At 65.9% G+C, this 23400-nt stretch carries 21 protein-coding genes; 4 read left to right on the forward strand and 17 right to left on the reverse strand.

What is annotated here, in order from left to right:
• Window positions 1-42 precede the first annotated feature (42 nt).
• Window positions 43-858 (forward strand): chymotrypsin family serine protease, encoded by an 816-nt coding sequence (locus CIMIT_RS02480; RefSeq protein WP_095066746.1) that lies wholly within the window; start codon window positions 43-45, stop codon window positions 856-858.
• On the opposite strand, the gene CIMIT_RS02485 is transcribed toward CIMIT_RS02480, so the two are convergent.
• Window positions 842-1954, reverse strand: a complete 1113-nt coding sequence (locus tag CIMIT_RS02485; RefSeq protein ID WP_144311797.1) for an HNH endonuclease signature motif containing protein — start codon at window positions 1952-1954, stop codon at window positions 842-844. The two genes, CIMIT_RS02480 and CIMIT_RS02485, sit on opposite strands and share 17 nt — an antisense overlap.
• 38 nt (window positions 1955-1992) lie before the next feature.
• Complete coding sequence (locus tag CIMIT_RS02490; RefSeq protein WP_038588686.1) at window positions 1993-2481, reverse strand: GNAT family N-acetyltransferase; 489 nt, start codon at window positions 2479-2481, stop codon at window positions 1993-1995.
• Window positions 2482-2523: 42 nt separating this feature from the next.
• On the opposite strand from CIMIT_RS02490, the gene CIMIT_RS02495 reads away from it, so the two are divergent.
• Window positions 2524-3417, forward strand: a complete 894-nt coding sequence (locus CIMIT_RS02495) for a trypsin-like serine protease (RefSeq protein WP_038588689.1) — start codon at window positions 2524-2526, stop codon at window positions 3415-3417.
• A gap of 1 nt (window position 3418) precedes the next feature.
• On the opposite strand, the gene CIMIT_RS02500 is transcribed toward CIMIT_RS02495, so the two are convergent.
• Both CIMIT_RS02500 and CIMIT_RS02505 read right to left on the reverse strand, forming a co-directional pair.
• Window positions 3419-5215 carry an acetyl/propionyl/methylcrotonyl-CoA carboxylase subunit alpha gene (locus CIMIT_RS02500; RefSeq protein ID WP_231910326.1) on the reverse strand — a complete coding sequence of 599 codons (1797 nt, stop codon included), beginning with the start codon at window positions 5213-5215 and terminating at the stop codon, window positions 3419-3421.
• Window positions 5216-5378: 163 nt separating this feature from the next.
• Window positions 5379-6260, reverse strand: coding sequence for a sulfurtransferase (locus tag CIMIT_RS02505; RefSeq protein ID WP_038588692.1), 882 nt, complete (start codon window positions 6258-6260; stop codon window positions 5379-5381).
• A gap of 268 nt (window positions 6261-6528) precedes the next feature.
• On the opposite strand from CIMIT_RS02505, the gene CIMIT_RS02510 reads away from it, so the two are divergent.
• A complete protein-coding gene (locus tag CIMIT_RS02510) occupies window positions 6529-7590 on the forward strand; it encodes a Cj0069 family protein (protein ID WP_038588696.1) in 1062 nt (353 codons plus the stop codon).
• Between the two features lie 6 nt (window positions 7591-7596).
• Here the strand turns inward: CIMIT_RS02510 and CIMIT_RS02515 are convergent, their stop codons facing one another.
• Window positions 7597-8247: a hypothetical protein gene (locus tag CIMIT_RS02515; protein WP_038588699.1), complete on the reverse strand. Its 651-nt coding sequence runs from the start codon at window positions 8245-8247 to the stop codon at window positions 7597-7599.
• Window positions 8248-8253: 6 nt separating this feature from the next.
• On the reverse strand, window positions 8254-8649 hold the full coding sequence (locus tag CIMIT_RS02520) for a DUF3151 domain-containing protein (protein WP_038588702.1): 396 nt from the start codon (window positions 8647-8649) through the stop codon (window positions 8254-8256).
• An 89-nt stretch (window positions 8650-8738) separates the two neighbouring features.
• Here CIMIT_RS02520 and CIMIT_RS02525 point away from each other — a divergent pair, with 89 nt between their 5' ends.
• Entirely contained in the window at window positions 8739-9263 is a 525-nt protein-coding gene (locus tag CIMIT_RS02525; RefSeq protein WP_038588705.1) for an ankyrin repeat domain-containing protein, read from the forward strand.
• Here CIMIT_RS02525 and CIMIT_RS02530 read toward each other — a convergent pair.
• The 11 genes from CIMIT_RS02530 to CIMIT_RS02575 form a co-directional block, all read right to left on the reverse strand.
• Window positions 9260-9850, reverse strand: a complete 591-nt coding sequence (locus CIMIT_RS02530; protein ID WP_038588708.1) for a Maf family protein — start codon at window positions 9848-9850, stop codon at window positions 9260-9262. The genes CIMIT_RS02525 and CIMIT_RS02530 overlap by 4 nt on opposite strands.
• A gap of 3 nt (window positions 9851-9853) precedes the next feature.
• Window positions 9854-10069 carry an acyl-CoA carboxylase subunit epsilon gene (locus CIMIT_RS02535; protein ID WP_038588711.1) on the reverse strand — a complete coding sequence of 72 codons (216 nt, stop codon included), beginning with the start codon at window positions 10067-10069 and terminating at the stop codon, window positions 9854-9856.
• 48 nt (window positions 10070-10117) lie between these two features.
• Window positions 10118-11632 carry an acyl-CoA carboxylase subunit beta gene (locus CIMIT_RS02540; protein WP_038588714.1) on the reverse strand — a complete coding sequence of 505 codons (1515 nt, stop codon included), beginning with the start codon at window positions 11630-11632 and terminating at the stop codon, window positions 10118-10120.
• 92 nt (window positions 11633-11724) lie between these two features.
• Window positions 11725-14772, reverse strand: coding sequence for a UvrD-helicase domain-containing protein (locus CIMIT_RS02545; RefSeq protein ID WP_268870448.1), 3048 nt, complete (start codon window positions 14770-14772; stop codon window positions 11725-11727).
• 132 nt (window positions 14773-14904) lie between these two features.
• Window positions 14905-16131: an IS1249 family transposase gene (locus tag CIMIT_RS02550; protein ID WP_084674244.1), complete on the reverse strand. Its 1227-nt coding sequence runs from the start codon at window positions 16129-16131 to the stop codon at window positions 14905-14907.
• Window positions 16132-16288: 157 nt separating this feature from the next.
• On the reverse strand, window positions 16289-16588 hold the full coding sequence (locus CIMIT_RS02555; protein ID WP_038588731.1) for a UvrD-helicase domain-containing protein: 300 nt from the start codon (window positions 16586-16588) through the stop codon (window positions 16289-16291).
• Between the two features lie 21 nt (window positions 16589-16609).
• The gene (locus CIMIT_RS02560; protein WP_038588734.1) at window positions 16610-19441 is read right to left on the reverse strand and encodes a PD-(D/E)XK nuclease family protein; all 2832 of its coding nucleotides are present in this window, start codon (window positions 19439-19441) and stop codon (window positions 16610-16612) included.
• Between the two features lie 71 nt (window positions 19442-19512).
• Window positions 19513-21315 carry a flavin-containing monooxygenase gene (locus tag CIMIT_RS02565; protein ID WP_051904739.1) on the reverse strand — a complete coding sequence of 601 codons (1803 nt, stop codon included), beginning with the start codon at window positions 21313-21315 and terminating at the stop codon, window positions 19513-19515.
• 190 nt (window positions 21316-21505) lie between these two features.
• Window positions 21506-22369, reverse strand: coding sequence for a zinc-binding dehydrogenase (locus tag CIMIT_RS02570; protein WP_328286455.1), 864 nt, complete (start codon window positions 22367-22369; stop codon window positions 21506-21508).
• A 329-nt stretch (window positions 22370-22698) separates the two neighbouring features.
• Window positions 22699-22869 (reverse strand): RNA helicase, encoded by a 171-nt coding sequence (locus CIMIT_RS12540; RefSeq protein WP_095066748.1) that lies wholly within the window; start codon window positions 22867-22869, stop codon window positions 22699-22701.
• A 5-nt stretch (window positions 22870-22874) separates the two neighbouring features.
• The gene (locus CIMIT_RS02575; protein ID WP_038588737.1) at window positions 22875-23300 is read right to left on the reverse strand and encodes a hypothetical protein; all 426 of its coding nucleotides are present in this window, start codon (window positions 23298-23300) and stop codon (window positions 22875-22877) included.
• Window positions 23301-23400: the final 100 nt, after the last annotated feature.

Below are 23400 nucleotides of genomic sequence, written 5' to 3' on the forward strand. Positions count from 1 at the left end.
CGGTTATTTTGCCCACCCGGGTGCTCGGGTAGACTCGGTGGGGTGAAAAAACTCGTTGTGGCCTGCGGTGTGGCGGCGCTTGCGCTGTCTCACACTGCAGCGACCGCGGCGGAGCCGACGGTGGTGGACCAGGGCGACGGGATCGTCGTTAATGGCTCTGCGTGCACCGTCGGCTTTAACCTTGGCGCATCCAGCTACACCGCAGCGCACTGCGGGGAAAGTGGCGACCGGGTGCGCCTTTTGCTTGCCGACGGCACGCTCACCCCGCCCACCGGCACCCTCACCACCTCCGCCACGAGTGAGGGCACGACGAACGACTGGGCGCGCATCGACTGGGACGCGGGCGTCGAGGTCGGGCCCAACGAGTACAGCGGCGACGGGGCAGTGGCGCTGGATGCGGTCCGCCCTGGCGAGCCGGTGTGCACCTACGGCCGAGCGACGCGGGCCACCACCTGCGGGGTCTTCCACGCGCGGGTGGGCAACTCTTTCCTCGTCGACATCGCGCCAGGCGAGCCCGGCGACTCCGGCGGACCGGTGTGGGCCCCGGGCCGCGGGTTTATGGGCGTGCACTCCGCCACGGTTTCCGGGCGCAACAACCTCAACGGCGAGACCAAGACCTTGCTGCTGGGTGCCACGACCGCCGACGGCGATGACATCGCAGACGCGCTAGCGGACGCGTTCGTCGACTACTTCGGCAGCCCGGCGCTTGCGGGCGCGCCGAAGCCCCCGCCGACGGCGGCGGGTGGGGCCATCCCCGAGGACAGCGCGCCGCAGGAGACTGGTGGGGAGTCCTGGTACATGGCGGCGCTCATCGGTGTGGTCGCGCTGTTGACCGCGGTGATTAACCTGATCCTCTAGGCGGTGCGCCTTGGGCGGGTCCGCCGATGATGGTTTCGGCATCAATGTAGTCGCGGCCGGTGAATCTGGGTGTGCCGTATTTTGGGCCGATCCAGGCGATCCGGCCGTCGATGCGCGCCATCCTGCCCCGGTCTGGTTGCCCGTTAACCGCGTTGTGGTGCGGGCACAGCCAGCACATATTCGACGGGTGCGTCTCTCCACCTTGGGCGTAGTCGGTCAGGTGGTGGGCCTGGCACTTGGAAATCGGGGTGGTGCAGTCCGGCCAGCAGCAGGTTGGCGAGTCCGCCTCCAGTGCGAGGCGCTGCACCGGTGAGGCAAGGCGTGCCCGGTGGGTGTTAATGGGACCTAAGTGTGGTGCGGCCAGCGTGATGTAGCCATCCGGCAGGATATGTCGGCGCAGCACCTGGCTGGTGGTCATCTTCACACCGGTGTTGGTCACCACCACAGGTTCCTGGTCGGGTTTATCGTCGGTGCCGGAAAGGACGTGGTCGATGTCCTTGTCGGTGATAATCGCGTGTATTGCCACGGGGGCTTGGACGATGTGGCGGTTGTTGACCAGCCAGTCGATCGGATCAATCGGTTTTCCATCCTCGCCGGGGGTTTCAAACGTGGTGACCAGGTCCTGTAAGTCGTTGGTGGGCCCGGTGAGCCGAATGATGAATTTGTCGTGTTGTTCGCTGCGTTGGATGCGTACCCCGTCTTGTGGTGGGCGCGGCGGCAGGAAGGTTTTGCGCAGCCGGGCGGCCTTTTTGCTGATGGTGGTGGTATCACCCTCGGTGGCGCACAGCTGCGCGGTGTATTCCCAGCGTTTGGTGGGGTTGGTGATGCGCCTGGCGGTGCGTTCGATGAGTTCTAGGGTTTCGATGCAGTGGCGGTTGGTTTCTGCCGCGCTTCGTGCTTCGAGTTGGTAGCGCGAGTGGCTGGTGGGCCGAAAGAAGCGGCGGGCAAGGCGCACGAGTGTGTCGGCGTAGTCGTCTGCCGCGCCCATCCCAATGAGCGTATCCGCATCAAGGCCTGCCTCGTAGACAAGCCGGAGTGTGGCGATTCCCCCTGCTTTAAAGGCCAAAAAGGCCCGTAATTGTTGTTGATCCCCCATAGGCCCACAACCTAATGCAGCCCCGGGCACCCCGCAACTTAGAGATTGAGCGCCATGACGTTGGCTTTGCCCTTGACGTCGTCGAAGCCGAACTGCTCGTAGCGGTGGCGGGCCCGCGGGTTGTCCGGGTCGACCCACAGGGCGAGGCGCTCGGCACCCTGCTCCTGGCCCAGAAGTACGGCCTGCTCCAGCAGGAGCGCGCCGAGCCGGTGCCCGGCGTAGCGGCCCTCCACGGCGATGGCGAGCTCCGGGATGTCCGGGCCGAGGTTCGCGTGCCCCTCATCCGGCGAAGCCCAGTAGCGGAACCAGATGCCGCCGGCCGGGGTGTGGAATTCGTCGCTGACGATGATGCCGCCGTCAGAATCCGGGTCCCAGCCGTAGATGTACTCGTGCACGCCGGCGACGATGCCCTCGCGTTCCTGCGGGTGCATCGGGGCCGTCTCGTCACCGAAGACCTCGGTGAGGAAATTGAGACGTTGGAGGTAGGTGCGGTCGGCTTCTTTGGCTCTGCGGAAGTGGAATTCCATGCGCCCCACAATAGCAAGGCGATAGGTTGTACTATTTGGCCCATGCATACCGTTGCCCGTCGCGCCGCCGTCTTCGCCGCAGCTGCCGCACTTGCCGCCCCGCCGGTTGCGGGAGCGGCAGAAGTGGTGCAGCAGGGCTCGCAGATCGTTGTGGCGGACGCCTCAAGTTGCGCGATCGCCTACAACGACCGCGCGGAGAACATCAGCTACACCGCAGCACACTGCGGGCTCACCGGTGAGCGGGTGCGCCTCAAGCGCGCGGACGGGTCAACCACCGGCGAGGTGGGCACGTTTTACCCCTCATCAAAGTGGGGCAAAGGTACCGGCAACGACTGGGCCGCGATCCGCTGGGATCCAGGCGTGCGGGTGGGGGTGAATGGTCGGAGTGGGGACGCGGTGGCGTCGCTAAGCGAGATGGCGAAAGGCGAGCAAGTCTGCACCTTTGGGGTGGCCTCGCGGCAGGTGCAGTGCGGGACGTTCGCCGGCAGCATCGACAACAATCTCTACTTCGACGGGGTCAGCGGGCAGCACGGCGACTCCGGCGGGCCAGTGTGGTCGCCGCGGCGCGGGTTCCTCGGGGTCTACTCGGGAATCAGCGTTATTCGTACGACGAGCGGCAGCGAGCACCAGCTCTCGCGCGCGTCCGTACCGAACAACGGCGACGAGGTGACCGAAGGCGAGGAGATCCGGCTGATCGCCGACTACTTCCGCGCCCCACAGGTCAACGACCACCGCGCGGAGCTGCCGGACGACGCGCTGTCCGGCGCGGCGGCGGGGTCCGCACGCCGCATCGAGGCCAGCAGCAATATGGATGAGGGTACGCTGCCGGTCATCGCGATTATCATCGTCGGCGTGCTCGCCGCCTCGGCACCGGTGATCGGCCAGATTTTGCAGACCGTGGCGCAGTGGCGCATCGACGGCCTGCTGCCGCGCTAGGCTAGTTCAGCTCCATCAGCACGGCGGCCTTGTTCACTTGGGCGCCTTCCTCGGCGGCCAGGCCGGTGACGGTGCCGGCTTTGTGCGCCTTGACGGGGTTTTCCATCTTCATGGCCTCGAGCACCACGAGGACGTCGCCCTCTTCGACGGTGTCGCCCTCGGAAACGTTGCACTTGATCACGGTGCCCTGCATCGGCGCAGCGACGGCATCGCCCGAGACGGCAGCCTTCGAACCGCTGGAGCGGCGCTTCTTCGGGCGCTTGCGCTGCGCCCCGCCGAGCAGCAGGGAGGAGGGCAGAGCCACCTCGATGCGGCGGCCGTTGATTTCCACGGCGAAGGTGCGGGAGTTGTCGGTGTCCGTCTCGGTCTCGGTATCCGCGTCGGCGGCGGGCAGCTCGTTGACCCACTCCTCCTCGATCCAGCGGGTGTAGACGCCGAAGGAGTCGCCGTCGCCGACAAACGCCGGGTCGTCGACGATCGCGCGGTGGAAGGGGATGACGGTGGGCAGACCCTTGACCACGTACTCGTCGAGCGCGCGGCGGGCGCGCTGCAGCGCCTCCTCGCGGGTCTCGCCGTGGACGATCAGCTTGGCCAGCATGGAGTCGAACTGGCCGCCGATGACCGAGCCGGCGCGCACGCCGGAGTCGACGCGCACGCCCGGGCCGGCCGGCTCGGCGTACTCGGCGACGGTGCCCGGCGCCGGCATGAAGTTCGCCGCGGCGTCCTCGCCGTTGATGCGGAACTCGATGGCGTGGCCGTGCGGGGCGGGGTCGGCGTCAAAGCGGAGCTCCTCGCCGCGGGCGATGCGGAACTGTTCGCGCACCAGGTCCACGCCGGTGGTGGCCTCGGTGACGGGGTGCTCGACCTGCAGGCGCGTGTTGACCTCCAAAAACGAGATGAGCCCGTCGGAGCCGACGAGGTACTCCACGGTGCCGGCACCGTAGTAACCGGCCTCCTTGCAGATCGCCTTCGCCGAGGAGTGGATGCGCTCGCGCTGCTCGTCGGTCAAAAACGGGGCCGGGGCCTCCTCGACCAGCTTCTGGAAGCGGCGCTGCAGGGAGCAGTCGCGCGTACCCATCACGACGACGTTGCCGTGCTGGTCAGCGAGTACCTGGGCCTCCACGTGGCGGGCCTTGTCCAGGTAGCGCTCGACGAAGCACTCGCCACGGCCAAACGCGGCGGTGGCCTCGCGGGTGGCGGACTCGAACAGCTCCGGGATCTCCTCGCGGGTGTAGGCGACCTTCATGCCGCGCCCGCCGCCGCCGAAGGCTGCCTTGATGGCCACCGGCAGGCCGTGCTCGTCGGCAAACGCGAGGACCTCCTCGGCATCCGCAACCGGGTCCTTGGTGCCCGGCGCCATCGGGGCGTCGGCAGCCTCGGCGATGTGGCGGGCGGTGACCTTGTCGCCGAGTGCCGCGATGGCTGAAGGCGAGGGGCCGATCCAGGTCAGGCCCGCGTCGATGACGCGCTGGGCGAACTCGGCGTTTTCGGACAAGAAACCATAGCCGGGGTGGATGGCGTCGGCGCCGGACTTCGCCGCGGCGTCGAGAAGCTTGTCCATGTCCAGGTAAGACTCCGCCGCGGTCGCACCGCCGAGGGCGAAGGCCTCGTCGGCGAGGGCGACGAAGGGGGCATCCTTGTCCGGCTCCGCGTACACGGCGACAGAGGCAATACCTGCGTCTTTCGCCGCGCGGATGACGCGGACGGCAATCTCGCCGCGGTTGGCTACCAGCACCTTCGTCAGCGAGTGGCTGAGGTTCTGGGTGGCTGCGGTAGAAGCGTCGTTTGAAGTAGGCACGAAAACATCCCGTCTTTCTTGCAAGCGATTAGTGATGCCAAACTATATCGGTTCTCGACGCCCCATGTTACAACTCGCCGGTAGGTCCCAGCGATTTCCTGCAACCAGGGCGCATGAAAAAACGCCGCGGAGGCGGGCGGCCAACGCGACGTCGAGAAGCAAACTAGGCCCCCGAGCCCTGCTCAACGGGCACGCGCACCATGTTGCCCCACTCGGCCCACGAGCCGTCGTAGAGCGAAATATTGGTGAAGCCGAGGATGTGGTTGAGCACGTACCACGTGTGCGCGGAGCTCTCGCCCAGCTGGCAATACACAACCGTTTCGGCATCCCGGTCGAAGTCCTCGTAGATCGCCGCGATGTCCGGCAGGTCCTTAAACAGCGCGTTGGGGAACAGGGAGCGGCCCCAGGTCACGTTCACCGCGCCCGGGATGTGGCCGTGGCGCAGCGTGGAGGGCGACTTGCCGGGCGCGCGGTCGGAGGCGTTGCCGTCGGTGCCGTCGAACTGGCCGGGGTGGCGGGCGTCGATAAGCTGGGCGGGAGTGTGCTGCAACAGATCGGTAGCGAAGGTGCGGTACGGCTTGTCCTGCCGCTGAACCACCGGGTACTCGGTGGCGGGGTACTCCGGCACGGCAAACGAGGTGTCGCGCTCCTCGCCCATCCACGCATCCCGGCCGCCGTCGAGCAGGCGCACATCCGGGTGGCCGAACAGCTCGAAGATCCAGGCAGTGTAGGCGGCCCACCAGTTAGACTTGTCGCCGTAGACCACGACCGTGTCGTCGCGGGAGATGCCGCGGTCGCTCATGAGCTTGGCAAAGGCCTCGCCGTCGATGAAGTCGCGGGTGACGGGGTCATTCAGATCGCGGTGCCAGTCGATGCGCACGGCGCCCGGGATGTGCCCGATGTCGTAGAGGTAGGCGTCCTCGTCGCTTTCCACCACGCGCAGCCCCGGCTTGCCCAGGCGCGCGGACAGCCACGCTGCGGAGACGAACTTCTCCGGGTGCGCGAAGTCTTTAAACTTCGGGTGATCATCGAGCTCAATGGCCATGGTTGCTCCCCTTCATCTGCATGCTTATCGACGCTCCCACGCCGGTTTTCTCCGCCCCAACCCTACAGAATGTACGCCCCCGGCGAGGCAAAATCGCCGCGCGGGGGTGCCTTGCGCACGGCTCAGCGCAGGGGGAGGGCGGCGGGTGTGAACTTGCCCACTTGGGGCGCGCTCGTGGAGAGAAAACGTGGCACTGGTCTTAAAATTTAATGGGTAAGAGCTGATTGGCGCCGGAACATAGCCGGGCCAAGAGAGAAAGGGCCACCCCGTGCACAAAGCAATTGTTGTCTTCGAGGTTGAAGGCGGATCCGACAAGTACTTTGACGGCCACCGCAAAGACACCATGCCCATCGTCAACGCCATCAAGGATGCCGGCTGGCACGCCGAGGTGGTCTACTACCGCCCCGAGTGGAGCGACGACATCTACGCGTACGTCAGCGAGAACTTCGACGGCTACATCTCGCGCGTCAACCCCGGCAACATCCCGGGCGGCGAGCAGGGCTACTTCCAGCTGCTGACCAGCCTGTCGGTCGCTGGCCTGGTCGGCATGTCGACCCCGGGCGAGATGATGGCCTACGGTGCCAAGGACGCCCTGGTCAAGCTCAACGACACCGACCTGGTGCCCGCCGACACCGCCGCCTACTACGACGTGGAGACCTTCCACAAGACGTTCCCGACGTCGCTGTCCTACGGCGAGCGCGTGCTCAAGCAGAACCGTGGCTCCACCGGCTCCGGCATCTGGCGTGTGCGCCTCGACGATGAGGAGGCCGCCGCCAGCGTCGAGCCGGGCACCGCGCTGCCGCTGGACACCAAGCTGCGCTGCACCGAGGCCGTGGACAACCACACCGAGGTCCGCCAGCTGGGCGAATTCATGGACTTCTGCGACCAGTACATCGTGGGCGACAACGGCATGCTCGTGGACATGCGGTTCATGCCGCGCATCACCGAGGGCGAAATCCGCATCCTGCTCGTCGGCCCGCACCCCGTCTTCGTGGTGCACAAGAAGCCGGCCGAGGGCGGCGACGCGTTCTCCGCGACCCTGTTCTCCGGCGCGAAGTACACCTACAACAAGCCGGAGGAGTGGCAGGAACTCATCGACATGTTCGCCGAGGCCCGCCCGGTGATTGCGGAGAAGCTCGGCGGCGACAACATCCCGCTGATCTGGACCGCGGACTTCATGCTTGCCGACGACGACGAGACCGGCGAGGACACCTACGTGCTCGGCGAGATCAACTGCTCGTGCGTCGGCTTCACCTCGGAGCTGGACATGGGCATCCAGGAGCTGGTGGCCAAGGAAGCCATCAGCCGCATCGAGGCGAAGCTTGCGTAAGCGCGGTTAATCGTACGTCCCGAGCAAATAGCTGACGGGGTAGTCCCACCACTCGTGGAACTTCGCGGTGTCACCGGCAACGGCTGAAACCGCGCCGTCGATGACGCGGAGTTCTGCGGAGTAGTGGTTGACGTAGCCGTCGGCGGTGTACTGGCCGCGCTCCGACCACTCGAAGGTGGCGCCGCCGTTTTCGAGTGGTGTGATGTTGTCGATCCGACCGAAGAGTTTCATCTCTTTGGCCGGTTCGCCGTTGATATAGAGCGCCAGCCCGTCGGCGATTGAGGCTGCGGTGCCGGCGTGGCTGTGCTCGTCGCCAAGCGAGCCGCGGAAGACGATCCAGCTCAGGGGCGCGCACGGGTCGTAGGCGTTATCGATGTCATCGATCCAGTAGTTGTAGTCGCTGCCGTCGTCGGCGGGCATGCGGCCGGGGGCTGTGCCGGAAGGGTAGACCTCGCGCGGGTCCTTCGGCAGCTGCGCGCAGGTCTCCGGGTTGTCCTGTGCTTGCTGAGCCGACGGCGCAGCGTCGTCTGCCGCGGTGGGTTCTTCCACCACGGTGGTCTGCGTGACGGTCACGGTGGTCGGGTCGGCTGGCTCGGTGCTGCAGGCGGCAAGCGGGAGCAGTGCCGCGAGGACAGCGGCGGGAACGATGCGTTGCATGGCTTCTTAGAGGAGTTCGTCGACGCTGGCCGGGTCGGCGTCGGAAAGCATTTGGCGGCAGCGGTCGTACTCGGCATCGTCGCCAATCGCCTTGGAAGCAAGCGCAAGCATCGCGATGGCCTTGAGCACAGGCTTGTTCGCCTCGTGGGAGGCGGGGACCGGGCCCCAGCCCTTCCAGCCGTTGGCGCGCAGGCGGTCGAGCGAGCGGTGGTAGCCGGTGCGCGCGTACGCGTACGCGACGAGCTCGTCGCCGCTGTCGAGCTCCGCCTCGGCGCGGGCGGCCCATACCGCAGGCGAGTCCGGGTGCGCGAGCGCGGTCTCGCGGTCCAAGAGGTCCTTGCCGTGCGCGGGGTCTTCGGGCAGGTGCAGGGGCGGTGGTGCGAGCATGTCGTTGATTTCCATGGCGCCAGGCTAGCAGTTTGCGCTTTTCGACGAGCGCCCACGCACCAGAGGCTTTACAGTAGTGCGCAACCCGACGCGAAGGAGGCCCCATGGCAAGCCCGCTGTATGTTGCACAGAAGGGCAGTTACGAAGAGTTCTGCGAGGTCTTCGATCCCGCGAAAAACGATGTGACTGACATGTTGTTCGCAGCACTGACCAACGGTGATCCGGAGGCGCGCGCGAAGATCTGCAACGACATGTTGGACCGTGGCGCTGACGCGTCGCGCGAGGAATACGGGCAGAACGCGCTGACGATCCTGCTTGGTCGGCATCGCGACCTCGGGGAGGGCGACGCTGCGCTGGTGCAAAGGCTTATCGACGGCGGCGCGGACGTGAATTTCCGCAACCGTAGCGGGGACGTGCCCATCAAGCTGGCTATTGACATGGGGACGGATGATGCACAGCGTCGGCCAATTTATGAAGCGTTGTTCGGCACGGGCGCGCTCGACCTGAGCGAACCTTCGAGCGTGCGCAACCCGAAAAACACGATCGGTGGTTGGCTACGCATGTGCGTGGACGCGAACCCCGAAGGGCTTGCGGTGCTCGACGAGTTTCTTCAAGCCCGCGGGTACTAGTCCCAAAAGTCGGAGGCGTTGAGCCCGAAGCGGTAGAGGCAGCGGCGCAGAAGCGGCATGGACAGGCCGATGACGCTGGTGGGGTCGCCGTCGATGGAGTCGATGAACCAGCTGCCGAGCGCCTCGAGCGTGAACGCGCCTGCGCACTCGAGCGGTTGGCCGGAGGCGGCGTAGGCGGCGATGTCGGCGTCCGAGACGTCGCCGAAGCGGATCGCGGTTGCAACGGTATCGACGACCCACTCTCCCTTGTGCGCCACGGCGTGGCCGGTGAGCAGGTGGGCTTCTTTGCCTCGCTGGGCTGTCCAGCGCGCGATGGTGCGCTCACGGGTGTGGGGCTTGCCGAGTAGTTCGCCGTCGAGAAGCAGCATGGAATCGCAGCCGACGACGACGTCAGCGGGGAAATCTCCGGCGACGGTGGCGGCCTTGGCCTGTGCGAGTTTTTGGACGATGATGCGCGGTTCGGCCTCGCCAAGCTCGGTTATGATCGCGTCCTCGTCGATATGGGCGGGTCGGAGGACGGGGGTGATGCCGCCTTGCTCGAGCAGCATGCGGCGGGAGGGCGATTGGGAGGCGAGGACGAGGCGCATGAATTAGAAGTAGGTGACGTTGGCGAAGGCGTGCGGGTTAAACACCACGTTCTGGTGCTGCGGCAGGGCGGGCGCGCCCCAGCGGTTGCGGTCCGCGGGCTGCTGCTTCGCCTTGGCGGCGGCCTGCATATCGGCGAGGATCGAAGACAGGGCGGCGAGCTCATCTTCGGTGGGGTTGCCCTTAGTGACGGTGAACAGGGTCGCGGTTGGTGCAGTCATAGTCATCCTTTCGTCAAGAAAGCATTTAGTGTAGCAAAAGTATAGCGGCTACAGCGGAATGTTGCCGTGCTTCTTCTGCACCGGGTAGACCACCTTGCGTTCCAGCAGTCGCAGGCCCTCGAGGACGTGGTGACGGGTCTCCGAGGGTGGGATGACCGCGTCGACCAGGCCGCGCTCCGTCGCCACATACGGGTTGATGTTTTCCGCGGCGTAAGCCTCGGCGTCGACGTCGAGGCGGGCGGCGGCGGTGGGGGCGTCGGCAAGCGCGATCTGCGCCGTCGGCCACGCGAACACCAGGTCCGCGCCCAGGCCCTTGGAGCCGAGGACGGTGTACGCGGTGCCGAGCGCCTTGCGGGTGATCACGGTGATGGTGCCGACCTGGGCCTCGGCAAAGGCGTAGGCGAGGGCGGCGGCACCGGCGGCCGCGCCTGCGCGCTCCTCGTCCTCCGAGGGGACGAAGCCGGGGGAGTCCACGAACTGCACGATGGGCAGGTTGAACGCGTCACAGGTGCGGATAAAACGGGCGGCCTTTCGCGCGCCCGCCGCGGTCAGGCAGCCGGCGAGCGCGCTCGGCTGCGTTGCGACAATACCGACGGCACGGCCGTTGACGTGCGCGAAGCCGGTGAGCACGTTGCCGGCGTGGGCGGCGGAAAGCTCGAAGAAGTCGCCGTCGGTGACTGCGGCGATGATGTCGGCGACCTCGTAGGGCTGCGCGTCGTCGTCGGGGATGATCGCGTCCAGGTCCGTCTCGGAGGTGGCGGCGTCCGTGCCGAGCGGGGAGGCGGCCTGGTTGTTCAGCGGCAGGTAGCCCACGATGCGCTGGACCGCGTCGAGCGCGTCCGCCGTGTCGGCTGCAGTGACCTGCGCCAGGCCCGTTTCCGCGGAATGGACACCCACGCCGCCGAGCGCCTCGGCCGTGGTTGGGGTGCCGGAGACCTGGCCGACGATGTCGGTGTCCGCCAGGTGCAGGCTCGCGCCCTCGACCATCACGGTGACGTCGGCAAGCGGCACCGTGGTGGCTGCAAGCGTTGCCACCTCGCCGGCGATCAGTGCGATCTGCGGCACCAGCCCGGAAGCCTGGGTGGCCGCGCGCAGCAGCTTGGCCTGCATGTGCGCGGTGACAATACCCTCCTGCCAGCGTGGGCCGGCAGAGTCGTAGATGCCGATGATCGGCACGCCGGTCTTGGTTGCCAGGTCATAAAGCTTCAGCATCTTCTCGGCGTAGACCTCGCCGATGGCACCGTCGAAGATGTCGGGGTCTTGGCTGAAGATGCAGACCCGGCGGCCGTCGATAAGCCCATAGCCCGTGATCACGCCATCGGTGGCGGGCTTGGTGCGGTCCATCTTGTAGGCCTCGACGCGGTGGCGGGCCAGCGCGTCGGTCTCTACAAAGGAACCTTCATCGAGCAGCTTCTCCACGCGCGCGCGAGCCGTCATCGCGCCCTCAGTCGGCGCCTCCGCGTGCTCGGCCGCAGGCGTGCGCGCCTCGTCGAGGCGGTTGCGCAGGTCTTGGATGCGGCCCGCAGTGGTCTTCAAATCGGGTTTAGCAGTCTTTTCGCCCATAAGCCCTCAGTCTATGCCCCTATCTGTCATGCAACAAAGATGAAACCACAGAGCCTATCGTCCGATCGGGCACGGGTGTTTCGGGGGCGTTGCTACGCGCCCCGCTCGTGCACCACAACCTGCGGTCCTTCCGTGCCCGCGAAGATGAGCTCGAGGCGGGTGACTTTTTGACCAAGCGCTTCCTCGAGGAACGTGGCGTAGATGTCCAACTGCACAAAGTAGCTGGTCACCGTCTCCGGGGTTGCGGTGACGTCGGTTTTCCAGTCGGCGATGACCCAAGCGTCGCCGTCGGCGTAGAGCAGGTCGATGTAGCCGTTGACCGCGGTACCGTCGACGGTACCGATGACGGGGACCTCCCGGTGCGACTCCGTTTCAAGACTGCGCGCGTACGGGGCGGACTGCGCGAAGCAGTCAGCGACGCGCGCCACCTCCTTCGCCGCCCCCTCCGGCAGTTCGTAGAGCGAGGCGACGGTCGCCGCGATCTGCTCGAGTTCGCCGCCGGCGGGCAGGTGCTCCATCACGTCGTGGACGGCGGAGCCGAACTCGGTTCCCGCGTTATCGCGGAACAGCCCGGTAGTGATCTGGCGCGCCGGGTAGCCCGCACGGGACACCTGCTCGTCGAGGGATGCGCGCAGGCGGGTGCCGGTCAGGCGCGTGTGCCGCGGGGTGTCGTTGGCCTGGTCTGCGGCGTGCGCGATGGCGGTCACCCCCATGCGTTGGGTGATACCGGTCGCCTCAGCGAGTGCTGCCGCGTTGGCGTTGAAGCGCTTAGCGGCCGGCGCGCCGGGTTCCGCGTCTGGTGCCGCGGGCGCTGCGGTGGTGTCAAATCCGGGCAGCTCCTCGCGGGTGATCGGGGCGTACTGGGTGGAGTCGTCGATGACCGCGGCGAGCTTCGCGCCACGCTGCGCCTTGGCGTAGTCACGCGGCCCGCCCTTCTTCCGGGGCTTATTCTTCTTCAACTGCAGCGGGATCGCCAGGACGGACTTGGCGCGCGTCATGGCGACATAGAGCAAGCGGGTCAGTTCGTTGGCGTCGGCTTCGTCGTCGAAGGCCTTGGCCAAAAGGTAGTCGGGGGTCTGGGCGTCCTTGAGTTTGAACTGCGCGGTGCCATCTTCGCGGGAGAAAGCCCGGACGGCGCGGCTGCCCGTGGTGTGCCCGGACATGCCGGCGGCGATGACCATGGGAAACTCGCGGCCCTTGGACTTGTGGATCGTCATGAAGCGGACCGCGTCGGTGCCGGTGTCGAGGAGCGGCTCGGTCACGCCCTGGTTGGTTTCGGCCTGGGCATCGGACCAGCGGACAAATTCGCGCAGGCCCAGCCCGGTGGCGGCGGAGAAGCGTTCGGCCAGCGCGAGCAGCGTCTCCACGCGCGGGAGGTGGTCGGGGTGGCCGCTGGCGGCGTAGGCCTCCGCGAGCCCGAATTCGGAAACGACGCTGCGCACCATGCTTGCCGCGTCGACGCGCAGCGCCTCCCCGGCTAGTCGTCGCAGTTGTGCCTCGGCCTCCACAACGCGCGTTGCGGTCGGATCCTGCTGCGCCCAGCGCGCGATCTCCGCGTCCGAGCACCCCACTAGCGCGGTGCGCAGGGCGGCGACGCGGGTGAAGTCGTCGGCCGGGTCGGCGATCGCGCGCAGCACGGTGAACAGGTCGTTGAGTTCCGGGGTAGCAAAGAGTGCGCCGGAGCCTTCGGAGACCCAGGGGATGGCGGCGCTATCAAGCACCTGCATCAGGCGCAGCGCATCGTTGTGCGTGGGCACGACGATGGCGATGTCGGAGTAGCGCATGGGCCCACCTGCGCGCGCGCCGCTGTGGTGGACGAAGCGCGGGTCCACCCCCGCAACCGCCGCGCGGATGAGCGCGACGACGTCCGCGGCTTCGCGCTCGCGCAGCTCAGCGGGTGTGAGGTCCTCCGCGTCCGAATCCTGTAGGACGATGAACGCACCCTCGCGGCCGTCCGTGGCGTCCTGGGGGAGCATGGGCACGTAGTGGGCTTGGGCGGGGCCGTTGGTGGAGGCCGCGTGGGCGTCGAAAAGCTGCCCGTAGAGCTCGTTGACGGCGGCGACGACGGCTTGCGAGGAGCGGAAGTTGCGCGAGAGTTGCTTGACACCGTGGTCGGCGTCGCGGGCGGCGGCGCTGGTGCGAGCGGCGACGTAGGTGTCGATGTCGGCGTTGCGGAACTTGTAGATCGACTGCTTCGGGTCGCCGACCATGAACAGGCGGCCGGGCTGCGGGGTGTCGTGTGGGCCGCGGGCGATCGCGGTGACGATGTCGAGCTGCGCAGGGTCGGTGTCCTGGAACTCGTCGACGAAGATGACGCGGTACTGCTCGTGCAGCTTCGCGCGCACCTCGTCGTTGTCTACGAGTTTTTGCGTCAGGTAGATCATGTCGTGGAACTCGAGCACGCCGGTGCGGCGGCGGGCGTCGGCGGCCTCCCGCACGAGTGCGGCGAGCACGGGGGCGATTGTCGACGTCGCCGCGTACCCGGCGTAGAGCCCAAGCGCACCGAGTCGCTCGCGGAAGGTCTTGTACTCCGCTCTGGCGTCCTTGGCTTCCGCGCCGTTGCCGCCGAGAGTACGTGGTGTAGGCAGGCTGAGCTCGGCGAGGGAGCTGGCCGCGTCGAGGTCGGTGAGGCGGTCGTCGAAAAACGCTAGGAGCTTTTCGGAAACGCCAGAGGTGTGGGCGCGGTCGCGAATCAGGCGCAGCTCTTTGCGCAGGCTGGCGCGGAGCTCGTCTTCCGCTGGGGCCTCGAAGGCGGGCGCGGCGATGGTGGCGTCGAGCTCGCCCCAGTGCGCATCCATCCACTCAGCCAGTTCCTGTATGTGCTGGAAGGTCACGCCCTCGCCCAGAAGAAACTGCAGTTGGGTGAGGAATTCGTCTGCGGTGATGTCCGTCGGCAGGGCGTTGATGGCTGCTGCGGCTTCCTCGTTGCCCTCGAACAGCGCGGTGATGGTCTCAATGATCGCCTCGCTGTGCTGGGCGGGGGAGAAGTAGGCGGCGAGGTCGTCGACGGCATCGACCTTGGGCGGCAGGCCCGCCTCGAGTGGGTACTGCTTGAGCACGCGCAGGCAGAAGGAGTGCAGCGTACCGAGCGCCGCGCCGGGCAGCCCTTGGAGCGCGCCCGCGGCGCGGGTTTTCGCCAGCGCAGCGTCGGCGAAGGTGCGGGGCGCGACTTAAGTGACAAAATGTGTGCTTTTCTCGGCGTGTCGACTTAAGTGACAAAATGTGTGCTTTTTCAGGGGGCCGGGATGGGGGGTAGGGGTGTTGTGCTGGGGTTATGAGCGTCCTGCCCAGCCGTATCGGATGGCCCAGGAGGGGTTGAAGTCGGTGTCGATGCCGGTGTCGTAGACTTTCGGCCGGCCGTCGGGTGAGTTGGCTTGGTCGCGTTCACGCATGTGTGCCTGGCGGGCGTGTGCGTAGCCTGCGTGGCCGAAGTCTTGCTCGATTGCTAGCGCCAGCGGGTCATCGTGGTGTTGGGTGTGCAGGTAGAGCCACCAGTCCATGATGATTCGTTGGTGTTCGTCAAATGCGCCGCGGTGGGCTCGGGCAAGGTGTTTCAGCTGTGCGTTCACGCCGCCTTCCAGGCTGTTTGTGGTGGTCTTCAACTCGGTTGTGGTGCGGTGTGGTGGGTTGAGCCAGACGAAGAGGTGGCCTTGTTGGTAGAGGCGCTCGAACCGGCGGTAGGCTCTGCGGGCTCTGGGATGGGTGTACCACCATTGCTGGTTGTCGCGGATGCGTTTTGGGATCTCCTCTGGGGCGACTTGGTTGCGGTAGGTGCGGTCTTTGAGCCAGTCACCGTAGAGGTCATGGAAGCGGTTGAGGCGAAGTGCCCAGTCAATTGCCTGATCGCGGGTGGTGATGTGGGTCAGCTGGTTGCCGAGGCGAAGCAGTGCTTTGTGGGCGGTAAGTGTTGGTTGGCGTGTGGTGTCTTTGATGGTGTCGCGGCGTACGTGGACGAGGCAGCGTTGGATAGCAGCGTTTGGCCAGCATTGTTTGATGGCTTTGTGGGCGCCACCGGAGCCGTCTGTAGTCACGACTAGGGGTTCGGCGATCAGGTCGAAGAGTTTGGCGTAGTCGTAGGCGGTTTCTCGTGTGCACCAGTGCCAGGCGACGACGTGCTCGCTGGTTGCAGCGACAAGCAGGCATTTCTTGTGGAAGTAGGTCCCGTCGATAAAGAGCTGGTCGTAGACGCGGTACGGGTCTGGTTTGCACGGGACAATGATGAACCAGAAGTAGGTGAACCAGCGGATCAGTGTGCGCCTGGAGACGTTGTGTGCAGCAGCTACAGCGTCGAGGGGGCGTTGGCCGGTGATCCAATCGATGAAGACGGAAAACCGATATGCGCTGGTCTTGGCCGTGTTGGGGTTGGTGAAGGTGTGCCCGCAGTGTGTGCAGCGCCATCGCTGTGTTCCGCTGGAGGTGGTGCCCATTTTTGTGGCGGTGTGCTCGCATGCCGGGCATAGGGGCCTGTTGTGTTTTCTCTTTCTGTGTTGAGTTGGCATGCAGCTGGTTTAACAGCCTGCTGCCATAGCACATCCAACGCCTGAAGTGGTGGACCTTCCGGTCTACGGCCGGGAATCCCGATTCAACGAGCACTGTCCCGCCGTAGGCCCAGGCAGGACCGGGAATCCATATCCAAAAAAGCACACATTATGTCGCTTAACCCCGGGGCGCTCCGTTGCCGAGCGTGTACTCGCCAGTGTCGCAGACTTGGATGAGCGCGCGGCGCAGGCGGGCGGTCAGCTCCGCGGCGGCGGCTTCGTTGAAGGTGATGGCGGCGATCTCGTCGATGCGCACGCCGTGCTCGATGATGAGCGTGAGCAGGCGCTGGATGAGCATAACGGTTTTGCCGGAGCCGGCGCCCGCCTCGACGAAGCAGGAAAGGTTGACCTGGTTCTGGATGAATTCGCGGTTGGCTTCGTCCTCGGCGAGGCGGTCGGCAAACTGTGCGGTAGTCATTTTTGGTGTTCCTCTCGCGGGCTAAGCGTCGGCGGGCTCGGTGGGCTCTGTGTACTCAGTGGGCAGCGGCTGGTCGAAGTCCAGCGGCGGCAGAATCGCGGTCAGCGCGTTGTAGTTGGACACGCCGAGGCGCAGGCGTTCGTCGCTGGCCCAACGCTCCGGGATGGCGTGCGGCGGGAACGCGCCGCGCTGGATGTGGCGGTAGACGTTGCCCAGGTTGGTTTGCAGCGTCGCGACCGCGTTGTCGTCGACGGTGATTTTGACGTGCGAATCCTTCGGGTCGCGGAAGAACCAGTAGCGCGCCTGCACTGCGGCGATGTCCCCGGGCCACAGGCCGGGCCCGCCGGGGAAAAGCTCGGTCGGATCTCCGGTGGCGGCGAGGGTACGCACGATGTAGCCGTACAGGGCGAGCTGGAAGTAGTAGTGCGGCGCGCCATCTTTGACCTGCCCGGTCGGCGTCTTTTGGTCCACGTACGAATCCGTCGTCTTGCCCTTGCCCGACTTGTAGTCGGTCACGCGCAGGGTGACGGCGCCGTCTTCTACCTTGTAGTCCACGCGGTCGGCGTAGCCCTTGACGGGAAGCTCGACGCCGAGCTCGGGCAGCGGAAGCAACGCGGCGGGTTCGTCCTCGGTGTTGCCGAAGGCGAACTCGGTCGCCAGCGGGGTCCACCCGTCCTCGGCTTCGCCTTGTTCGGCCTTCAGCCAGGTCAGCACGTCGGCAAGCGCCTGCTCGGCGAAAGTTTCCCATACCAGCGGGTTGACCTGGTCGGTGCGGCGCGCGGCGAGCTCCTCGCTGAGGATGCGCTCGAGCGCGGCGCGGGCCTCACCGTCCCAGTCCAGGTCGGCGTAGCACGCGGGGCGCGCGGGGTTGTCCAGCCACACTTCGTTGGTCCAGCGCTCGAACACGGCGTGCAGAATGGTGCCGGTGTCCGCGGCGGCGACTTCCATCTCCGCCGCGTCGTCAGCCAGCACCCAATTGCCGGTGACACGCTCGATGAAAAACGCCAGCGGAGACCTAGTAAAGCCCTCCAGTGCGGAGCTGGAGATCGGTTTTGTCAGCGTGCGCAGGCCAACATCGGAACCGACAAAACCGGTGAACTCGCCGGCCTCGCCAGCTTGTCGCGCCCGCATGATCTGCGCGTATCGCACCGCCCGCTCGCTCGGGGTACCTGCCAGTGCGTTCGCCAGCGCCAGCTCCGCGCGGCTGATCGGCGTGCGCTCACCACTTGCAAGTGCTGGGTGCAGCGCGTTGATGGGCACTTCCTCCCCGTCGAGCCAGGTCGAGGGCTCGGTCAGCCCTCCGCCGCTAATGCCGGATCGGGCCCGCGTGAGCACAATGCTTCTCGACGCCTCAAGCGCTGCCGCAAGCGTACGGCCCCGCCTAGCCAGAAACTGCTCCGGGGTGGTCTGCTGTTGCGCCTGCGTCAGCGTCGCACTTGGGTGCAGCGTGCCGGGCAGGGCCGCGTCGGTGGTGCCGGTGATGAAGGCGAGCTGGAGGTTGCGACCGTCCAGGCTTTCCAGCGGGCCGACCGTGAGCACGCCGGTGGTGGTGGCGCGCGTCGGGCGGGCGGCAAAGGCACTGGCGATCTCGAGCGCGCGCTCGCGATTGGGCGTGCCCTGCTGGGCGGCGAGCTGCTCGCACAGCGGGTCGAGGAAGGCGGCCAGCTGGGACTGGTCGGAGAGTACTGCGCCTGCCACGTCTCGGAACGCGCCGGCGAATGTCTCCCAGCTCTTCGTTTCCCAGAGTGGGGTGAGCACCTCGCGCAGGCCTACAACCCAGCGGGCGGCGGTAATGCTGCGCTCGGGGACACGCTCGCGGTCCGGGGTAGCGTCCTCGGCCTGGCGCGCGGCCGTGGCAAGGACCGCATCCCAATCGCGGCCGGTCAGCGCGGTGCCGAGGCGGTCGCGCGAACCGGCGTCAAAGGCGCGTAGGCCGGGGGAGTCTTTAATCTCCCCGGTGGAGAGCAGTTCCACGAGCTGGTGGCGGTGCATCTCCTCGGGGCGCAGCGTGAGCAGAGCGCGCAGCGCGCGAAACACGTTGTGCTGCGCCCATACCTCGCGCGCGGGCGCGTGGTAGGGGATGCCCGCCTCATCGAGCGTGTGGGTGAGGAAGGGCAGCTCTGCGTCCTCGCAGTAGGCCACCGCGATGGCGTGCAGTGGAGTGCCGTCCGCGACGGCATCGAGGATGCGGCCGGTGACGTAAGCCGCCTCGTCCGGCTCGGAGATTAGCGAGACACGCTCGGTGTGCTCGCGCAGGTCCGACAGCTCCACGGGTGTGGCATCCGGGAACTGGGCAAGCGCCCACTCAGTGCGGGCGTCGTGGGCACACGCGCCCACGGTGACAAGCGCCCCACGGTGGGAGGCGGCGGCCGCTTCTACTACGTCCGGGAAGGTGAAGTGGGTGTCGTGAAAGTGCGCGTTGGCACGCTCGGTGAGCTGCGCCACGATCTCGGGCAGCTTTGCCCCGCCGTGCTGCGTGCGCCATCCTGCGGGGCTGTTGAGGAGCGCACACAGGGCATCCGTCAGCGCCTCGTGCGTGGCCGCGGAGGTGTGCAGCTGCGCTTCGTGGAAGGGCGTTGGCGTCGCACCCTCGGCAAGTGCTGCGGCGACGAAGGCGGCGACGTCGCTGCGCTGCAATAACGTGCGCGGCGCCAGGTCGCGGGCGGCGCGGGAAAGCAGCATGTCGAGCGTGACCACGTCGACTCCGAGGCGTGGGCCGCCGGTGGCGAGCGCGGCGACGACATCGTCGAAGGCGGGCGTGGGGCACAGCACGGTCACCGGGGCGAGCGGGTTATCGGCTTGGGCGGTATCGACGGCGTTGAGCAGTGCGGCGGCGTACGGGGATGGAGTCATGCGCACTACAGTATCTGCCCGGGCGAACAGCGGCAGGAAGTTGGTCGAATGTGTGTTCGCAAGGGGGCGGGTTAGCGTCGAAAAGCGAGGCCCTCGTAGCCGGATGCCCTCCACTGCTCCAGCAGCTGGCGGAACGCGACGATGCTCTCGCCGTAGATCTGGGAGGTAAAAGCGCCGTCGCCGTGCTCGTAGCCGCTGTAGTAGCCGGGCACGCACTGGGCGAACGCGGCCCGCAGCGGCGCGCCCTTCTCTTTGACCTGTGCGGCCCAGGCTGCGGTGGCCTCGGCGGTGGGCACGACGGAGGTGGCGCCGCGGCGGCGGGTCTCGCAGATGATGTCGACGATGTGCTCGGCCTGGGTGAGAATGCCCGAGGTATTGCTGTGTGACAGTGCGATCTGGCTCGTCCCGATCTGGAACATGTTGGGGAAGTTATCCGTAAGCGCGCCGTGGAGGGTGCGCAGGCCTTGTCCGTGGTGCTCGGAGAGGGTCTCGCCGTCGGCGGCGATGACGTCTAAGCCTGTGCGGGAGAACGGATCCCGGGTGGTGTCGTAGCCGGTGGCGAAGATGATGCAGTCCGCCTCAAACACCTCGCCGCCAGCATGCAGGCGGTTGCCCTCGATCTTCTCGAGGCCGTTGACGGGGGCGTCGATGAGCGTGACGTCTGCGCGGTTGAAGGCGGCGAAGTAACCGTCGTCGTAGGTGACCCGCTTGCAGCGGTGCTTGTAGAAGGGTTTGAGCTTTTCGGCGGTGGTGGGGTCGGTGACGGTGGCGTCGATAGCTGCGCGAATATCCTCCATGAGCGCCATGTCCTGCAGCTCGAAGACCTCGGGCCGGTCGGCCGGGTCGACCTGTGCGAGGTCCGGCACGATGTCGCAGGCGGTGGCCAGGCGTTTGACGTAGCCGGTGAAGTGATCGTTCACCATGTCCTCGTCCTGCAGGAGGCCGGAGGTGTTGGCGTCGAAGTTCTGCATGCGGGCCTGCTGCCAACCCTTGGGCAGCGCGGACCACCACGCGGGGTCGGTCGGGGTGGTGTCCCGGTCGCCGATCGCCGGACCCGGCGTGCGCTGGATGGCGTAGGTGTGCCGCGCCTGACCCGCGACCGCGGGGATGATCTGGACGGCGCTCGCGCCGGAACCGACGACGGCGACGACCTTGTCGGCAAGCTTGGTTAGCGTCGGGTCTTGTGGCGAACCCCCGGTGTAGCCGTAGTCCCAGCGCGAGGAGTGGAAGATTTTTCCGGGGAAGGTCTCAATCCCCTCGATGGCGGGGGTGACCGGCGCACCGAAACCGCCGTTGGAGCGGATAACTACGCGGGCCCGGATGGTGTCGCCACGGTTGGTCGCAACCGTCCAGACCTGGTCTGCGTCGTCCCACACCGCGCGGGTTGCACCGGTGTGGAAGACGGCCCTGTCGTAGAGGCCGAAGAAGCGGGCCATGTGCTGGCAGTAGTCGAAGGTCTCGTGCGCCATGGGGAACCTACTCGACGGCACATAGCCCGTCTCCTCCAGCAGCGGGTAGTAGACGTAGGCCTCCACGTCGCACTGCGCGCGAGGGTAGCGGTTCCAGTACCAGGTCCCGCCGAAGTCACCCGCCTGGTCCACGATGAGAAAGTCCTCCAGGCCCGCCTTATGCAGCTTCGCGCCGAGCGTCAGCCCCGCGAAGCCTGCGCCGATGACGAGGATGTCCACCTCGCGGTCGAAAGGCTCGCGCGGCGTGGGCGTTGACCACGGGTCATTATCCTCCAGCGCGTGCGTGCGCTTCGGGGAGGTAGTGCCCGCGCGCTTGGTGTTTTCCTCGCGGTAGCGGCGGCGGAGTGCATCCGGGGAAAACTCGAGGTCAACCTGCATGCCAGAGTGCGCGAGCCGGTACTTCAATGGAGCCCTTTCAAGCCAGGTGCGTGAACTAACGTGGCACGCCTGTGAATTGAGATCCAGATAACACTATGCGCGCGCCCGGCTCGTGAACAAACGGGGGTACACACTCGCCCGAGTGCTTGCTTTTCGACGCCACGTGGCACAGCGGAAAGGCCCCGAAAAGCAGTTGTCCGGAGCCCGTAGCCAAGCGCTAGTCCATCGAAACCAGGATCTTGACCTCTTGCGGGTTCCGCAGCGCGTTGAACCCGTCCTCGACAACGTTCTCCGCCTTGATCTTGGACGTGATGAACGGGGCGAGATCGACCTTTCCATCCTGTACAAGCTTGATCACCGTGGGATGATCGTTGCAGTAGCCGATGGAAGAACCGATGACACGTTCCTTCATCGTGAGATCCGCCATGATGTCCATGGAGTAGGGGTGCATGTGAAGGGCCAAGACCTCAATCCGGCCAGCGGGGCGTGTTGCATGAATGAGGTCCTGAAGCACCTGAGGGACACCAGCCGCGTCGAAAGACACGGAGACCAATTCGCCGTCAGTGAGCTCAGTAACCTTCTCGTGCAGGTCCTCCTCGAGCGGGTTGACCACGTGGTCTGCGACCCCAGCTTCGAGCGCCTTGTCACGACGTGCGCCAGATGGTTCCGAAATGATGACCTTCATCCCATACGCCTTGAGAACTGCGCCAGTGAGCAGGCCGATGGGGCCAGCGCCGCCGACGAGCGCCCACTCGCCCTCGTGGTCGGTGTTGGCGTAGCCGGCGTGGGCGATGCCGTGGTGTGCCACTGCAAGTGGCTCGATGAGCGCTGCCTGGTCGAGGGGGATGCTGCCGGTGGGGTGTACCCAACGCTCTTCCACAACGATGTGCTCCGAGAGCCCGCCGCCGCGGCCGGAAATCCCGATGAACCCCATCTGGTCGCACAGGTGGTAGTCACCGCGATTGCAGGAGGGGCAGGTGCCGTCAACCATGAAAGGCTCAACAACGACGTGGTCGCCGACGCTGATCCCGGTCACGCCCGGGCCGACCTCTTCAACGACGCCGGAAAACTCGTGCCCCATCACGACGGGCAGCGTTTCTCCGGAGACGGGATGCGGCGCATCCTCTGACGGGGCGGGGGGGCATGGGGCCGTCGAAATAGAGGTGGACATCTGAACCGCAGATGCCTGTGTAGGCAGGAGCGATTTTGATTGTGCCGGGGCGTACCTCAGGCTCTGCAATCTCGTCGATTCGTAGGTCTTCTTTTCCGTAGTAACGAACTGCCTTCATGCCAAATCCTTTCGGTGCGTGTGCCTTCGATTCTACGCCGTGTTTACACGGTGTAGCCAGGGAAAATAGGTTTTCGCGCCGGCGTGCTGGCAAGAGTTGGTGAGGCGGGGCGGAAAACTGCTTAGTCCTCGTAGCTTGCGAGGTAACGGATCTTCGGAGTGATCTCCACGCGCCCTTTGCCCTCGCGGTGGCGCTTCATGATGAGTTTGGCCGCGGCGATCTGGCCCGCGTTTGGGGGAACGTTGGTCTTTGGGACGTAAATCTCTTGATTGGGGGTACGGCGCTTTTCCATGCATGTCACCTGCTCTCGGAGTCCCAACTTTTGGTTATTTGCTTGATTAATGAATCGACGAGGTCATTCTCATTATTTCCTAGGAAAGGCGCGTCATCAAGAGCATCGATGGCAGCGACTCCGATTGCGACGACTTCCGGCTCTTTTGATGCGCAGAGGTCCGTCGCCCAACGCAGATTTGAGTGCCATTCTTTAAGCAGATCTTGCTTACGTGTGTTCTCAAGAGTTTTCATGACTCCGTAAAAAGCCACTGCTGCTGGAATCGAGGGACCCAACACCTTAGCACCGAGATTGAGGACAGCTTCTTGTGTTACTGGATCCTTGAAGATTAATGCTGAGTAAAACAACCCGGCGAACAGGAACAAGATAATGATAAGAAAATCTTTGACCCAGGTTAAACCTCGGTCTGTAGTACCCCCACCACGTTTCATGCGCATAAACCATAGCAGGCAACCAGAGGTTGAGAGCGGACTTGGGAAGGAAGCTCTTGAGTCCCCCCCCACACACACCAACGGGGTGGGCCGGGGAAGT

Origin of the sequence: Corynebacterium imitans (genome assembly GCF_000739455.1) — a bacterium.
Classification (GTDB): domain Bacteria; phylum Actinomycetota; class Actinomycetes; order Mycobacteriales; family Mycobacteriaceae; genus Corynebacterium; species Corynebacterium imitans.